We start from the raw sequence: 15,165 nt of genomic DNA on the forward strand, positions 1-15,165 counted from the left end.
ATAGCGCTGCGCGAAATAGCAGAGTAGACCGAATATCGAACCCAAAGCGTGCAGATTCGCACGGAACCGCCCCCGCGCTTCCGCGTTCCCCGCAAAAGCCGCCTGTCTTTCATCTTTCCGGAAAATACGCCCGCCGGAGGCGTCCCTCCCGCGCCACGGGCGCCGCGCTCAGACCTTGCGCAGCGCCAGCACCGCGTTGAGCCCGCCGAAGGCGAAAGCGTTCGACAGCACCACCGAGACCTCCGCCTCGCGCGCCTCGTTCGGCACCACATCGAGCGCGCATTCCGGATCGGGCTCCTCATAGCCGATGGTCGGCGCGATCACGCCGTCGCGCAGCGCCATGATGCAGGCCAGAAGCTCCACCGCCCCGGTGCCGCCGATGCAATGCCCGTGCATCGCCTTGGTGGACGAGATCATCAGCCGGTCCGCCTGCGGCCCCATGGCATCGGCCACCGCCGCGCATTCGGTCTTGTCATTGGCCGCCGTGCCGGTGCCGTGGGCATTCACATAGCCCACCTCCTCGCGGTCGATCCGGCCGTCGCGCAGCGCGCCGGTGATCGCCCGCGCGGCGCCCTGTTTCGAGGGCATCACGATGTCCGAGGCATCCGAGGTCATCGCAAAGCCTATCACCTCGGCGAGAATCTCGGCGCCCCGGGCGCGCGCGTGCTCGTATTCCTCGAACACATAGACCCCGGCGCCCTCGCCTTGCACCATGCCGTTGCGGTTGGCCGAGAACGGCCGGCAGGCGTCTTTCGACATCACCCGCAGCCCTTCCCAGGCCTTCACACCGCCGAAACACAGCATGGATTCCGACCCGCCGGTGATCATCACCGAACAGCTTCCCGAGCGCACCATCTGGAAGGCCAGACCCATCGCATGGTTCGAGGAGGCACAGGCGGTGGCCACGGTGAAGGTCGGGCCGCACAGGTTGAACTCCATGCTCACATGGGACGCGGCGGCGTTGTTCATCAGCTTCGGCACGACGAAGGGGTGAACCCGGTTCTTCCCCTCCTCATAGACCGAACGGTAATTCTCGTCCTGCGTGGTCAGCCCGCCGCCCGAGGTGCCCAGAACCACGCCCGAACAATCCGCCAGCTCGCCCTGAAGGCTCAGCCCCGACTGCGCGATGGCCTCGCGCGCGGCGATCAGCGCGAATTGCGTGAAGCGATCGTACAGCGCAAGTTGCTGACGGTTGAAGGCCGCCGCCGGATCGTAGCCCTTGACCTGTCCGCCGATGCGGATCGCCAGCCGCTCAACATCGCGAAACGCGAGATCCGAGATGCCGCAGCGGCCTTCGCGCATCGCCTCGAGCGTGGCAGGCACGTCGCGCCCCAGCGCGTTGATCGTTCCCGCGCCGGTTATGACGACCCGTTTCACTTTGCCTGCTCGGAGATCAGCTTTTCGATCCCGGCGACGATCGTGGCCACCGAGGAGATGTCGAAATCGCTCTCCTCCGGCTCGTTGGCGTTGAACGGCACCGAGATGTCAAAGGCTTCCTCGATGGCAAAGATGCTTTCCACAAGGCCGAGGCTGTCGATCCCAAGATCCTCCAGCGTGCTTTCCATCGTCACATCCGATGGTTCCAGCACCGCCTGCTCGGCGATGATCGCGATCACACGGTCCTTCACACTCATGGCGCGGCGCTCCCTCTTCGTCGCTCGATCAGCGTCCGTCTACCCATTCCCCGCCAGCTTGGAAACCGCTTTCTTCAGCTCCGCCACGTCGCGGAAGAGGCGCGGCAGACGGCGCAGCCCCTTGTAGCTTTCCACATGGCTGTCCATCTTCGTCGCGGGGTAGCCAAGCATCGCCCGGCCCGCCGGAACATTGGCCATCAGCATGGTGCCGGCGCCGGTGATCACGTTGTCGCCGACAAAGATATTATCGACCACGCCGGTCTGCCCGCCCAGCACCACGTTGTTGCCAAGCCGGGTGGAGCCGGCAATGCCCACCTGGCCGCAGAGCAGGCAGTTTTCGCCCACCACCACGTTGTGGCCGACCTGCACGAGATTGTCGATCTTGGTGCCGCTGCCGATCTTCGTATCGCGCACGGTGCCCCGGTCGATACAGGCGTTGGCGCCGATCTCCACATCGTCGCCGATGGTCACGCCGCCCAGCGAATGGATGCGCGCCCAGACCTGCGCCGCGTCATCGCCTTCGCGACCCAGCGTCTCGCGCACCTTTTCCACGCCCGAAGGTTCGGGCGTCACAAAGGAAAAACCGTCGCCGCCGATCACGGCACCCGGCTGCGCAATAAGCCGCGCGCCGATGGTGACCCGGGCGCCGATCCGCACGCCGGGATGCAGCAGCGCTCCCGGCCCCAGCTCGGCCTGCCAGCCGATATGGCATTGCGGCCCGATCACCGCGCCCGCGCCGATGCGCGCCTCGGGACCGATCACCGTGAAGGGGCCGACCGACACGTCGGCGCCCAGCTCTGCCGTGGGGTCGATCACCGCCGAGGGGTGAATGCCCGGCGCAAAGCCCGCACCGGGATCCATCATCGCCGACAGGCCCGACAGCGCGTGGCGCGGGCGCTTGGCGAGGATCGCGGCCTTGAGCCCGAAATCCCGCCAGTCGGCCCCCGCCCAAAGCATCGCCGCCTGCGCCTGCCCCTGCGCGATCTGCGCGGCGAAATCAGGCTTCATCGCCAGCGCCAGCGACTGCGGGCCGGCCATGGCCGGTTCGGCCACGCCGTTCACGCGGAGAGAGGTCTCGCCCTGCGCCTCGAGCCCGAGCGCCTTGGCGATGTCTGCGATGCTGTACATGAAAAGCCTCCGGGATCACTCCCGGAGGGATTTAGCTCCGCGGCGCGGCCAGCGCCACCCCTGCGGCAGAAAGCGCGTTCCAAAGCTTGGCGTCGCGGCCGTAAACGTCGTTGCGGTAGTTCACCTTGCCCTTCGCCTTGGTAAAGGCAGTACGGTAGATCAGGTGCACCGGCACCGGCGCGTCGAGATTGACGCGGGTCTCGGCGCCCGAACGCAGGCGGGACTGGAAGAAGCCGACCGGATCGTCGGTCTGCGCCGCCAGAAGCGCATAGGCGAAATCCTTCGGATCGCTGAGCCGGACGCAACCGTGCGAATAGGTGCGTTGCGTGTGATCGAAGAGACTTTTCGACGGCGTATCATGCAGATAGATGTTGTACTTGTTGGGGAACATGAACTTCACCTGCCCCAGCGCATTGCGCGGCCCCGGGGGCTGGCGCATGGCATAGGGGAAGCTGGCCGCGCTATATTGCGAGAATCCCCGCGACCGGTTCACCACCCGGCCCCGGCTGTCGGTGATCTGGAGATGCCCCGCCGCGCCCGGGTTGCGGCGCAGCAGCGGCAGGTATTCGTTCACGATGATCGACCGCGGCACGTACCAGGACGGGTTGATCACCATGAATTCCATCACGTCCGAAAATTCGGGCGTGCGGCGGTCGGGATCCTGATGGCCCACCACCGAGCGGGTCTCGAAGCTGACCTTGCCCGCGTCGATGATCCGGGCATGGAAATCGGTGAGATTGACCAGGATATGCCGCGTACCCAGCCCGTCGGGCAGGTTCAGCCAGCGTTCGCGCTCCATGGCGACCAGCACCGATTTCAGCCGCTCCTCGGGCGCGATGTTGATCGCGCTCAGCGTCGCGGCCCCGGCCACGCCATCGGCCTCGAGCCCGTGATCGTCCTGAAAGGCGGCAACCGCCATGCGCATCGGCTCGTCATAGCGGGCCGACAGCGAGGTGCCGAGATAGCCCATCGCGATCAGCCGGTCGCGCAGCGCCACAACCGCCGCGCCGCTTTGCCCCGGCTCCAGCTTGCCACTGCGAATCGTCTCGCCCCAGCCGCCATGCGCAATGCGGTGTTCGAGCGTGAGCTTCTCGCGCATCAGCCGGGTATATTCGGGGCTTTTGGGCGCCAGATCGCGGAAGACCGTGCGCGGATCCTGATCTGCCAGCGCCTCGAGCAGCGGCTGCGACGGCAGGCGCTGCGGCTCGCGCTTGATGCCGGAATCGACCCGGCGCCCGTCGAGCAGACCGCCGTTCAGATCGTGGGCATAACGCAGGAAGACCTGGCTGAGTTCGACTTCGAGCAGACCGCGCGCCCGGTCGCCGCGCACCGCGCGCATCTGCGCCATCAGCCCGGCGAGATCGTAGCGTGCCGCCGGAAGCCCGTGGGCATCGGCCCCCGACAGCGCCGCGATCAGCGCGGCGCGGCGGTCGGCTGCGGCGGGCGACTCGGCGGTCCAGAGAGGCTCGAATCCGCGCTCCCGGTAGAAGGCGGCAAGGCCCTCGTCCTCGGCCAGCGACTCGGCCACCGCCTGTTTGTAGGCGGTCAGCGACAGGGTCTGCGCCGCAGCGCCCTGCGGTGCGGCTGCCAGGATCCACCCGGCGGCCAGCGCCACCGCCATGCCCGCCTTCACTCCAACTGCGATCTGCCTGCGCGAATTTGTCATACCCATCCCGAAATAATACTGTCTGAAGCTCTAAACTATTCTTGTTCATCAAGCGCCTAGCCTGTCTATTCACTTTTCCGCCAAATGACAAATTATGCAAGCCGCGCGCTCTCTCTGCATCGCGCCCGTTTGCTCGGCGCATTTGCGCCACAGGTGCGCGAGGATTTGCGCAGAAAATCGCCGAAACCTCTTGATAGTTCCGATTCGCGGGAAAAGACGCTTTCGGCACGATTCGAGATATGGCATATAATTGGTGCATCTGGGGAGAGATGGCAGGTCCGTCCAACGAGGCGGCGAAACAGGTACAGCGACTATACGGGACAGGCGCTTCACATGACTGATACGACTGCAGGCGGCCTCACGCGCCGCGGCCTTCTTGGCGCATTTGCCGCCACATTCGTCACCGCAGCTCCGACTTACGCAAACGCCGCAGGATTCCTGCGCGGCGCGGGCGACATCCGGCGGCTCAGGATGTATTCCGGACGCACCGGCGAAAAGATCGACATGATCTACTGGATCGAGGGCGAGTACATTTCGGAATCCCTCAAGCAGATCAATTACTTCATGCGCGACTGGCGCACCAACGATGTCAAATCCATCGACGCGCGCACCGTGGACATCATGACCGCCGCGCACAATCTGATGGACTGCTCCGAGCCCTACATGCTGGTCTCGGGCTACCGCTCGCCCAAGACCAACGCCATGCTGCGGGCCCGCAGCTCGGGTGTGGCCAAGAACTCGCGCCACCTGCGCGGCGAGGCGGCGGATCTTCACCTCAACTCGCGCTCGGTCAACCAGATGGCCCGTGCCGCTCAGGCCTGCCGCGCCGGCGGTGTCGGCCGTTACTCCGGCTCGAGCTTCGTGCATATGGACTGCGGCCCGGTCCGCACCTGGGGGAGCTAAGCGCTCCCCCTCCCTGCCCGTCTGTACAAGAGAAACGTCCCGCGAGGCGCCCGGTTCCGGGCGCCTTTCTGTTTTTTTTGATCTTTCAAGATCCGCCTGCCGGTCACGTCGGCAGGAATCGGGGGAAACCGGGCGCTCGGCCCGGCTCAGCTCATGCGGCGCAGATAGGTCCAGGTCGGCACGGTCGCGTTGCGGGCCACCGAAAACGCCTCGGCATCGCCGATATATTCGAAACCGCTGTTGGTCAGCACCCGGGCCGAGGCCGGATTGTCCTGGAACACGCTCGCGAACATCGTGGCCGAGCCATAGGGGTTGGCTTCGAGCAGCGCCCGCACCGCCTCGGATGCGTGGCCGGTGTTCCAGTACGGCGGCGCGATCCAGTAACCGATCTCGCTCTGGTTGCGGTCGAGCCGCTCCAGCGAGATCAGCCCCATGATCTCGGCCCCGCCATGCGCCGAGGCGTCCAACACCCAGACCTCGTCCTGCCGGTCGGCCTCGCCCGCGCGGGCGATGAACGCCTCGATGGTACCGGGCGGCAGCGGATGGGGAATCGAGGTGGTCATGCGCGCCACCCGCTCGTCGCCGGCGTAAAGCGCGATCAGCCCGGCATCCGACCGGCGCAGCGGGCGCAGGACAAAGCGTTCGGCCGCGATCTCGGGCTGCAGCACGGGAGGCGCCGGCGGAACGGGCATTTTCATCTGGTCGAGGCTCATGTGCATACTCCTCTCATGCACTTGCATCGGGCAATCGGCGCCGTCCCCTCCTGAAACGCCGAAGGGGACCGGCTTGCGCCGATCCCCCTAAGTTCGCTCATCGCGAGATCGGCTTATTCGGCAGCCTCCGCCACCGGAAGCACGGATACGAAGGTGCGGCCCTTGAGGCCCTTATGGAAGGTCACGGCACCCTCTTCGGTTGCGAAGATGGTGTGATCGCGGCCCATGCCAACGCCTTCGCCCGGCCAGAACTTGGTGCCGCGCTGACGGATGATGATGTTGCCGGGGATGGCCGCCTGGCCACCGTAGAGTTTCACGCCAAGACGGCGGCCCGCGGAGTCGCGGCCGTTACGGGATGAACCGCCTGCTTTTTTATGTGCCATGGGTCAGTCTCCTATAACTTAGTTGCCGGCCAGCTCTTTGGCCTGCTCGATCCAGCCTTCGCGCTCGATGCGGCCCTTGAAGGACAGCTTCTCGTCGAATTCGGCCACATCGGCTTCGGTCCAGGCGGCGATCTGAGCGAAGCTCGTCACACCAGCGGCGATCAGTTTCTTCTGCAGCGCCGGGCCAACGCCCGAGAGCTTGGTCAGGTCGTCGCCAGCGGCAGCGGCCGGTGCGGCGGCCTTCGGCGCGGCAGCAACCGAGCCCGCGCCCACGGCGGCCTTGACGCCCGAGGCATCGGCGCCCGAGGCGAGGATTTCGGTCACGCGCACGAGCGTCAGCTTCTGGCGGTGGCCCTTGGTGCGCTGCGAGCTGTGCTTGCGGCGGCGCTTGACGAAGTGGATGACCTTGTCACCCTTCACCTGGTCGATCACCTCGGCCTGAACGGCGGCACCCGCGACCAGCGGCGCGCCCACGACGACCTGGTCGCCGCCGAGCATGAGAATATCGTTGAACTGCACGGTTTCACCCGCGTCTGCGGCCAGCTTTTCCACCCGGAGCGTATCGCCCGACTGGACCTTGTATTGCTTGCCGCCGGTTTTCATCACCGCGAACATCTGCGTCATCCTTGCGTTTCCCGCGTCCTGTGGCGCCCTTTCGGGTCTTTCCGGGCCTTTGGCCCGCCTCGGACAGCGCGCCCTTCCGGGCTGTCGTTGATATATGAATCGAAACCGGGGCCGCAATAGCCCCGTTCCGAGCCACGCTTATCGGGGCATACCCTTCAAATGTCAACCCGGCCTTTAGACCGGGCTACAAGTCCTGCGCGATCATCTGCTGCGCCGCCGCCAGACCCAGCGCGTAGGAAATATCGTCATACATCGCGTTGAACCCGGCAAAGAGCGCCTGGTTCATCGCCCTGCCCTCGGCGCTCGAGGACAGCGCCACATAGGCCTTGAGATCGGCGTCCGACACCGGGCCATAGGCCATGAGCAGATAGGCATAGAGCCATTCACGCGTGTCGGCGCGGGTGTCGGGCTCCTGCGACCAGACCTCGTCGAGAATGTCGCGTTCGGACATCTCCATCGCGCCGCCATTCACCAGCCCCAGATAGAACTGGTAGCTCGCGTTGAGCGCCCCCACCACATTCGTCTCGATCAGGTCGTTGGCCTGCACGAAGGCGCTGATCGTGCCGAGCCGCGGATCGGAGGATCCGTCGAGCCCGCGGAACGCCTCGCGCGCGGCGTTTTCGACGTCGTTGTCGATCATGGTGCGGCGCGCCGAAAGCTCGACATCGACGATGCGCGCCCCTGTCTCGCCCGAGAAGAAGGCCAGCAGCGGCGTGGCATCGGTATCGCCGAAGCTCTCGGAGAAGCGGGCGCGCACCACCTCTTCCATGGCGTCGGTGTCATAGATGGTCGAGACGGCGGCCTGCCAGCCCTGGCTGGCGCCGCCGGGCAGCAGATCGACCGCCATTTCGCGCCCGTAATCCATACCCTCCTCGCGCATGATCTGCACGATCTCGGGCAGGCCCAGAAGATCGAGCAGCGCATCCGCCGGATCGGCCGGATCGGCGGCGGCCGGCAGGGCAAGGACAGCGGCAAAGAGACAGGCGGCAAAGCGCAGGGCCATTCGGGAGATTCTCCGGTTCGCGGGTTATCCGCAGCCTAAGCCCGAGCCGGGTCTTTTCCAAGGCCGCAAGGGGCGTGCGTTGCCATGTGGCGGGTTGTGGCGCAGTTGGCGAAATTTCCCTGTTGCACCGGGCGGCGCATCCCGCTAAACGGCCCCTCACGACCCCCGCGGAGAGGTGCCGGAGTGGTCGAACGGGGCGGTCTCGAAAACCGTTGTGGGCGCAAGTCCACCCAGGGTTCGAATCCCTGTCTCTCCGCCACTTGCCCTTGGTTTCGCATCGAAATCGGGCAAGTTGCCCACACGCCAGACATCCTTGCAGCGGCGCTGTCCGCATCCTCGGGGTTCCGGAAACAGGGCCAGCGAAAAGGATGCGCCCGGCACTGTCCCGGACAGCGCGGCGATGCACCGCGCCGGAAGACCGGCACGGTCCGAAAGATCGGCCATCTCCTGCCCTGCGTGACAGGGACACAGGCGACGGCCAACCAGGGCCCCCGCCCGCAAGCGCTCAAGGCCGGGCCTAGAGGATCATCGTCGCCGTGATGTCGGTAAGATCGACGTCCACAAAGGTGACCACGACCCCCTGGTCCTCGAACACCACATCCGCGCCGACCTCGGTCATATGCGCGATGGCATCCGCACCGTGGGCATAGCCGAAGCGGCTGAAGACGAGGCTGTCCCAGCTCTCGAGATCCATCACCCGATGCGCCCCCGGCCGTTCCGCGTCGAAGACGAACGTATCGCTCAGCAGACCGCCGTACAGCGTGTTCGAGCCCATGCCGGCCTCCAGCACGTCATCGGTGCCCTGCGCGCGAATCCAGCTCTCCAGCCCGGCGGTGGTGGCGTTGATGAACTCCTGGCTCTGGATGAAGCCGCGGACCACATCGGCCCGGGACGCCCCGCTGGCCAGCTCGCCCGTCCAGCGGTCGAAACCGGCGGGATCGGGGGCGCGGTCCATCACGTTGTCATAGAGCATCGTCACAAAATCGGCGTCGTCCAGATCGCCATAGATGCTCTGGAACTCGCGGCTGTTCACGAAGCTCTCGATCACCGTGTCGAAGGACATGCCGCTGCCCAGACGGGTGCTCCAGTTCTGGAACCCGCCGAGATCGGGCGCCCGGTCGAGCGTCGCCTGATAGAGCCGGAAGACCTCGTCCGACCAGTCGGAGGCGAGATCGTCGAGCGCAAAGGCGATGGCCCGGTCGTTGGTGGCGGCGATGAATTGCGGGCTTTGCGAAAAGCCCAGCAGCACCTCGGCGCGGCTGCTCCCGCTTTCGAGCTCGCCGACCCAGCGCGCCAGCCCGGTCGGATCCGGGGCGCGGTCCAGAACGTTCTGATAGAGCAGTTCCACGAAGGCGACATCGTCGAGCGCGCCATAGGTCTTCTGGAACTGGGGTGCGTTCACGAAGCGCTCGGCCACCTGAAGCAGCGTCAGCTCGTCGGTCGCGATCCGCCCGGACCAGGCGGTATAACCGCCCGCGTCGGGGGTGCTGTCGAAGGCCGACTGGTAGAGACGGAAGACCTGGTTCGCGACGGTCAGCCCGTAAGAGGCCGCCACCGTCCCCTCGCCCGACAGCCAGTCGTTGCCCGGCCCGCCCAGCAGGTAGTCGGCACCCGAGACCCCGACCAGCACATCGTTGCCCGCCAGCCCGAAAAGCGCCTCTGCACCGGTGGTGCCGATCAGGATGTCACCGGACGGGGAACCCGAAACCGTCGCGATCTCGGTGCTCTCGAGGCTCTCGGGCGTGCCGAACCCGTCGGTATAGGAGACGGTCACGGTGATCTCATGCCCGGAATCGGCGGCAACGGGCTGGTAGGTGGCCCCCGTCGCCCCCGCGATCGGCGCGCCGTCGCGCAGCCATTGGTAGGACAGCGCGCCCAGACCGTCGGGATCCTGAAGGCCGACGATATGACTCCCCAGCCCGCCGGCCGGAATGTCATAGATCAGGATCGCGCCCGTCGGGGCGTCGTTCACATTGGCAACCGGCACGCTGGCGTCCGAGAGAACATGCTCGAGGCGCCCCGCGCCATCACGGTAGGACACCAGGACGGTGATCGCGTGGCCGACATCCTGCTGCGTCAGCTCGTAGGTCGCCGATGTGGCGCCCTCGATCTTGGTCCCGTCGCGCCACCAGTTGAATTGCAGATCGGTCATGCCATCGGCATCCACGATCTGCGAGGTGTCGGCCAGCAGCGTGTTGCCCTGCGCCAGCGCGCCCAGAATCTCGGGCTGTCCTTCCGGCGCCGCATTCAGTTCGTAGTTCTCGATGACCAGCCGGTAGGTGCCGTTCTCGGTCTCGACGAATACCGGCGACGAGAGGATCCCATCCGCCAGCAGCCCCGTGTCGCTCAGATAATCCGGGCTCGGGTCGTTGCGCTCGAACACCGGCAGCTCGAAGGAAGACACCACTTCGGGTTCGGGGCCGCTGAGGTCCAGCACCACACGCTGAACAAAAGGCGCCACGTCGTAATATGCGGTGGTCTTGGCGACATCCAGATAGTAGAGCCCGTCATCCCCTTCCTGCAGGTAGATCTCGGAGACGTGGTAGTGCTCGCCATATCTCGAAGCGGCCTGATCGCCCAGATCAATCTCGATCACCAGATCGCTGGACAGGCTCCGGATCTGCGCGGAAAAGACCGGGGTGAACCAATAGGAATTGGCAACCGCGAGAATATAGAGATCGTCCGTGAGCGGAATGACCTTCGGAGTCACATAAATGGGATCTTGCAAAAAGGTGAACGTGTCAGCGATTTCGAGCCCATCGGCACCGATCTTGACAAGCTGGGCATAAGATCCATGCGTGACGAGAAGCGCATCGTCCGAAATCGCGTTCACGAATTTCCGATCGAAGCTCAGACCGGCGAAGTCTTTGGGCACAATCCCGAGGTTGATGTCTTCGAAAACGAGCGCGCCGTCTTCGAGCGTGAAGACCCGGAGATAGGTGTCCGCAACGGCGTCGGGATCGTTTCTGTCGAACTCCCACGCGGGGTCGTCATACAGAGCGTAGCCATAGTCCCCCACACTTCCGGTGCGGCGAATGCTCATGTGAATGGGAAATTCCCACGCCGGGTCGAACGCGCCGCTTGCGAGCTCCGTCCCGGTGGTCAGGTCGAACGCCGCGAAGGTCACCTCGTTCTCGCCATAGAACAGCGCGTAGGCCGTGTCTTCCTCCGTCCGGATAACGGCGTCCGGCTCCACAGGATACAGAAGCTCGGTCTCGATCACCTCGGACAACAGCAGCTCTCGCGGTCTGTCGTCCACCGTGCCACCGCTCTGCACCTGAAAGACCGTCTCTTCGCCGGCATTGTCGATGACGGTCACGGTCGCGGTAACCTCCAGCCCGTAATGGGCTTGCAGCAGCCGCAGCATCGGTCCGGTGGCGCCCGGCAGCGGGATGTTTCCGACGGCCCAAGCGTATTGGATCTCGGCAATGCCGTCGATGTCGCTCACCGAGGACACGTCCACCGCCAGCACCTGCCCCACCCGGAGCTCACCGGTAAGCTCCGGCAGGCCCGCGCCCGGGTTCTCCACATTGACCACGCTGTCGGTGGCCGGGCTTTCGATCAGATCGACAAACCCGTCCAGATCGGTATGCGCCACCACGACCGAGATCGCCGCGCCGACATCGTCCTGCGTCAGCGCATAGGTCGCCTGGTCCGAGTCCTGTACAAGCTGATCGTCGCGATACCAGCGATAGCTCAGCGTCCCGATCCCATTGCCGTCCTCTAGCATCGCGACGGCGGTTAGAACCTGCTCTTCCTCGGCGGTCCCGGAAATCTCCACCGTGCCGGTTGTCGGTTGATTCAAAACGATAATCTGTCTGAAGATCCCGTATCCGTCGCCATCCTGCGTGTTGCTCTGCCAGCTCACCATGGCATTGCCGTCATCGAGAATATCGACCACGGGCGCGCTCTGGATGCTGCTGTCGAAACTGTTGATCTGCTGCGCCCGGCCGATCCTTTGCCCGGCGCTGTCGTAGAGCTTGCCGAAGACCTCGACATCGCCCGTGGCAGAATCGCCATCCTGATACACGACGAGGAACCCGCCGGTCGGCACCGCCACCACGCTGGGAAGCGCCGCCTGATCGCCCACATCCGAATCGATGCGGAACTCCGATCCGAGCGGCGCGCCGGACGTGTCGAACATCCGCCCGAAGATCCCTCCGGTCGTATCGTCCTGCCACACCGCGACCAGCCCGCCATCGGCCAGCACCGCGACATCCGGGGCCGCCCGCAGCCCGGTCGCGCTCTCGTTGACCTGGATCTCGGCACCGATCGGCAAGCCGTCCGCATCGAGGAACCGCGCGACGATGTCCACCGTCGTGCCATCCGCCGAGGCCGAGGACCAGACCGCCAGAAGCCGCCCGTCCGCCAGCGCCGTGACCGCCGGTTCGGCCTGGGCATTCAGGACGGTGGCGTTGATCTGATATTCGGCACCGGAGACCGCGCCCAACGAATCCACCTGCCGCGCGAAAATCCCCCAGTTCGAGCCGTCCTGATCCAGCACCTGCCAAACCACGGTCAGACCGCCATCCGCGCGTTCGATCACGCTGGGATTGCTGCGAACACTGTCCGAGGGGGCCGAGACCTCGACCGCGCTCCCGACCGCCTGCCCGTCCGCATCGAAGCGCTGAACAAGGATCGCGCCGAAGGGGCTGTCGCCGGAGCTGTCTTTCCAGGACAGGGCGAATCCACCATCCGCGAGCGGCGTGACAAAGGGCGACTGCGCGTCTTCGGACGCGCCGGCGATCGCGAATTCGCCGCCGACAGGGGCGCCCGAAGCGTCGAAAACCTGTCCAAACAGGCCCGATTGCGCCGGATCCGACGCCGCGCTTTGCCAGATTTCGACGACACCACCGCCGGAAAGAACCGTTATGGACGGCGTGCGCTGATTCCCCGCCGTTTCCGAATTGACCTGGAATTCATCCGCAACCGCGGCAAAACCCGTAAGCGATATAGACATGTCGTAAAGCCCAAACCTGAACAAAACCCTAATTTCCAATTATGGGTATAATTCAGCCTATTGTCGCGCAACTTATAATAGAGGGCTGAGCGGGTTCCCGCTGTTCCGCTTCCGGCACCCATCCGGCCTTAAGGACGACAGGACACGCCCGCTCATCGCCTGAGACGGGGCCAGGCGCCGCTGGCCAGCAGCACGCCGCCGATGGCCAGCGCCACACCGGCCCATTGCGACAGCGCGGGCATCCTTCCGAACCCCATGGCGATCAGCAGCGCCGAGACCGGCACCAGATTGAACAGGACCGAGGTCGGGCCCGGGCCGCGCTGGCGGATGCCGGTCTGCCAGAAGGCGAAAGCGGCGGTCGATCCCGCCAGCGCCATCCAGAGCGTGGCCCCCCAGACGGCGGGCGCCGCCGAGGCGAAGGTGGTCAGCGGCGCCTCGAAGATCCAGGCGGCGAGGCCAAGCGCCGCCGTGCCCGACAGCATCGTCCAGGCGGTGGTTTCCAACGGCGTCGCCTCGTGAACCCAATGGCGGCAGCCCACCGTGTAAAGCGCCCAGCACAGGCTGCCCGCGAGGATGATCAGGTCGCCGCCGGTCAGCACCGCCCCCGAGAAGGCCCCGACCGTCAGGGCGATGCCGCAGAGGCTGATGGCCATACCCAGCAACATGCGCGGCGCCGGGCGGCGGCGCAGCAAGAGCGCCTCCATCAAGGTCGTCGTCAGTGGGCTGGTGCCCATGATCAGCGCCCCCGTCACCGGGCTGGCGCTGCGCATCCCCAGGAAAAGCGCCGCATTGAACGCCGCGATCCCGATCAGGCCAAGAAGCGCGAAAGCCGCGAGATTGCGGCGCAACGCGCCCAGGCCCGGCCCGACCGAGAGCCGCATCCAGAGCAGCGTCACCACAGCCGCCAGCGCAAAACGCCCTGCGGCGGCACTCAAAGGCGGGCTGCCCTCGAGCACGATGCGGGTGGCCTCGAAATTCGAGCCCCAGAAAATCGCGGCAAGCGCGCTGAGAACAAAGGCCCGGCGATCGGCCCCGCCTCCGCGCGGTGCGGTCAGGTCGGCATTGGTCATAAAGACTCTCCTGCAAGATCGCGGCCAGGCTCGCATTCCGAAAATCGTGCGGATATAGCCAGAATACCCGATCCGTTTTCCAAAAATGGAACACTCATGGACCGATTGAACTGGGACGATGTCCGTCTGTTCCTTGCCCTGGCCCGCGAGGGCACGCTTTCCGGGGCCGCCCGGCAGCTCGGGCTGGGGGTCGCGACGATGTCGCGGCGGATCGAGCGCATGGAACAGGTGATGCAGAGCCCGTTGTTCCTGCGTCATCAGCAGGGCGTGGATCTGACGGATCAGGGGGCGGCGCTGCTGCCGCGCGCCGAGGCGGTGGAGCTTTCCATGCTGGCACTGCGCCAGGATGCGGCGGCCGAGGCGGAGATCCGCGGAATGGTCCGGCTTGCCAGCATCGAGAGCCTGATTTCGCCCGTGGTCCTGCCGGCGCTGGCGCCCCTGCTCGCGCAGAACCCCGGGCTCGACATCGAGGTGCGCTATGGGCCGGGGCCGGTCAACCTGCACCGGCACGATGCCGATCTCGCCCTGCGCATGATCGCGCCGGACAGCGGCAATCTGACGGTGCGGCGGGTGGCCACGGTGGGCTTCGGCCTTTACGGCCCGCCCGATGCGCCGCGGCCCACGCGCGGCGTGACCTGGCCCGACACCGAAACCTTCGACCTGCTGAGAACCTGGACGCGGGCCATGCTGCCCGACGCGGCGGGGCAGCTCATGCTCAACACGCTGGAGGCGCAGGTCGCGGCGGTGCGGGACGGGCTTGGCATCGGCATCCTGCCGCATTTCCTTGCGCGACGGGCAGGATTGCACCTGCTGGCGGCTGCGCTGCCGGACGGCAGCCTCATGGAGCGCCCGGTGCTGCTGGTCACCCATGCCGACCTTGCCGCCTCAAGGCGCATCCAGGCCGTCGCCGAGGCGATCACGCGGCAGCTTCGGGAGATGCGGCAGGAGCTGATAGAAGGATAAAAGGTATTAAAAAATCATATAAAACAGAATGTTGAAACGAAAATCTCATCTATCAAACTCAATTTCCAACATAACAATCTGAAAATGCGTTATTATGTGGCGAATACGGTCTCTCCGC

At 65.5% G+C, this 15,165-nt stretch carries 12 protein-coding genes and 1 tRNA gene; 3 read left to right on the forward strand and 10 right to left on the reverse strand.

Annotated elements, in window-relative coordinates; all coding sequences use genetic code 11:
- Nucleotides 1-168: 168 nt before the first annotated feature.
- Genes M4578_RS05540 through M4578_RS05555 form a run of 4 tightly spaced genes read right to left on the reverse strand, consistent with a single transcriptional unit; the run spans nucleotide 169 to nucleotide 4,428 of the window.
- A complete protein-coding gene (locus M4578_RS05540) occupies nucleotides 169-1,377 on the reverse strand; it encodes a beta-ketoacyl-[acyl-carrier-protein] synthase family protein (protein WP_258092445.1) in 1,209 nt (402 codons plus the stop codon).
- Nucleotides 1,374-1,634: an acyl carrier protein gene (locus tag M4578_RS05545; protein ID WP_258092446.1), complete on the reverse strand. Its 261-nt coding sequence runs from the start codon at nucleotides 1,632-1,634 to the stop codon at nucleotides 1,374-1,376. The genes M4578_RS05540 and M4578_RS05545 overlap by 4 nt, the downstream gene beginning before the upstream one ends.
- Nucleotides 1,635-1,673: 39 nt before the next feature.
- On the reverse strand, nucleotides 1,674-2,762 hold the full coding sequence (gene lpxD / locus M4578_RS05550; RefSeq protein WP_258092447.1) for a UDP-3-O-(3-hydroxymyristoyl)glucosamine N-acyltransferase: 1,089 nt from the start codon (nucleotides 2,760-2,762) through the stop codon (nucleotides 1,674-1,676).
- Nucleotides 2,763-2,793: 31 nt separating this feature from the next.
- On the reverse strand, nucleotides 2,794-4,428 hold the full coding sequence (locus tag M4578_RS05555) for a L,D-transpeptidase family protein (protein ID WP_258092448.1): 1,635 nt from the start codon (nucleotides 4,426-4,428) through the stop codon (nucleotides 2,794-2,796).
- A 333-nt stretch (nucleotides 4,429-4,761) separates the two neighbouring features.
- On the opposite strand from M4578_RS05555, the gene mepK reads away from it, so the two are divergent.
- Nucleotides 4,762-5,331, forward strand: coding sequence for a peptidoglycan L,D-endopeptidase MepK (mepK, locus tag M4578_RS05560; RefSeq protein WP_258092449.1), 570 nt, complete (start codon nucleotides 4,762-4,764; stop codon nucleotides 5,329-5,331).
- 146 nt (nucleotides 5,332-5,477) lie between these two features.
- On the opposite strand, the gene M4578_RS05565 is transcribed toward mepK, so the two are convergent.
- From M4578_RS05565 to M4578_RS05580, 4 genes are all read right to left on the reverse strand, one after another.
- Nucleotides 5,478-6,023, reverse strand: a complete 546-nt coding sequence (locus tag M4578_RS05565) for a GNAT family N-acetyltransferase (protein WP_258092546.1) — start codon at nucleotides 6,021-6,023, stop codon at nucleotides 5,478-5,480.
- Nucleotides 6,024-6,157: 134 nt separating this feature from the next.
- A complete protein-coding gene (rpmA, locus tag M4578_RS05570; RefSeq protein ID WP_258092450.1) occupies nucleotides 6,158-6,427 on the reverse strand; it encodes a 50S ribosomal protein L27 in 270 nt (89 codons plus the stop codon).
- An 18-nt stretch (nucleotides 6,428-6,445) separates the two neighbouring features.
- Nucleotides 6,446-7,042 (reverse strand): 50S ribosomal protein L21, encoded by a 597-nt coding sequence (locus M4578_RS05575; protein ID WP_258092547.1) that lies wholly within the window; start codon nucleotides 7,040-7,042, stop codon nucleotides 6,446-6,448.
- A gap of 193 nt (nucleotides 7,043-7,235) precedes the next feature.
- Complete coding sequence (locus M4578_RS05580; RefSeq protein ID WP_258092451.1) at nucleotides 7,236-8,054, reverse strand: DUF2059 domain-containing protein; 819 nt, start codon at nucleotides 8,052-8,054, stop codon at nucleotides 7,236-7,238.
- A gap of 169 nt (nucleotides 8,055-8,223) precedes the next feature.
- Between M4578_RS05580 and M4578_RS05585 the strand changes: the two genes are divergently transcribed.
- Nucleotides 8,224-8,313 (forward strand) — tRNA-Ser (locus M4578_RS05585).
- A 258-nt stretch (nucleotides 8,314-8,571) separates the two neighbouring features.
- Here M4578_RS05585 and M4578_RS25690 read toward each other — a convergent pair.
- Together M4578_RS25690 and M4578_RS05595 are read right to left on the reverse strand one after the other, a co-directional pair.
- Nucleotides 8,572-13,014 (reverse strand): DUF4214 domain-containing protein, encoded by a 4,443-nt coding sequence (locus M4578_RS25690; protein ID WP_274705552.1) that lies wholly within the window; start codon nucleotides 13,012-13,014, stop codon nucleotides 8,572-8,574.
- A gap of 152 nt (nucleotides 13,015-13,166) precedes the next feature.
- Complete coding sequence (locus M4578_RS05595) at nucleotides 13,167-14,084, reverse strand: DMT family transporter (RefSeq protein WP_258092452.1); 918 nt, start codon at nucleotides 14,082-14,084, stop codon at nucleotides 13,167-13,169.
- Between the two features lie 96 nt (nucleotides 14,085-14,180).
- On the opposite strand from M4578_RS05595, the gene M4578_RS05600 reads away from it, so the two are divergent.
- Complete coding sequence (locus M4578_RS05600; protein ID WP_258092453.1) at nucleotides 14,181-15,047, forward strand: LysR family transcriptional regulator; 867 nt, start codon at nucleotides 14,181-14,183, stop codon at nucleotides 15,045-15,047.
- The last annotated feature ends 118 nt before the right edge of the window (nucleotides 15,048-15,165 follow it).

It is taken from the genome of Salipiger pentaromativorans (assembly GCF_024721115.1).
Classification (GTDB): domain Bacteria; phylum Pseudomonadota; class Alphaproteobacteria; order Rhodobacterales; family Rhodobacteraceae; genus Salipiger; species Salipiger pentaromativorans.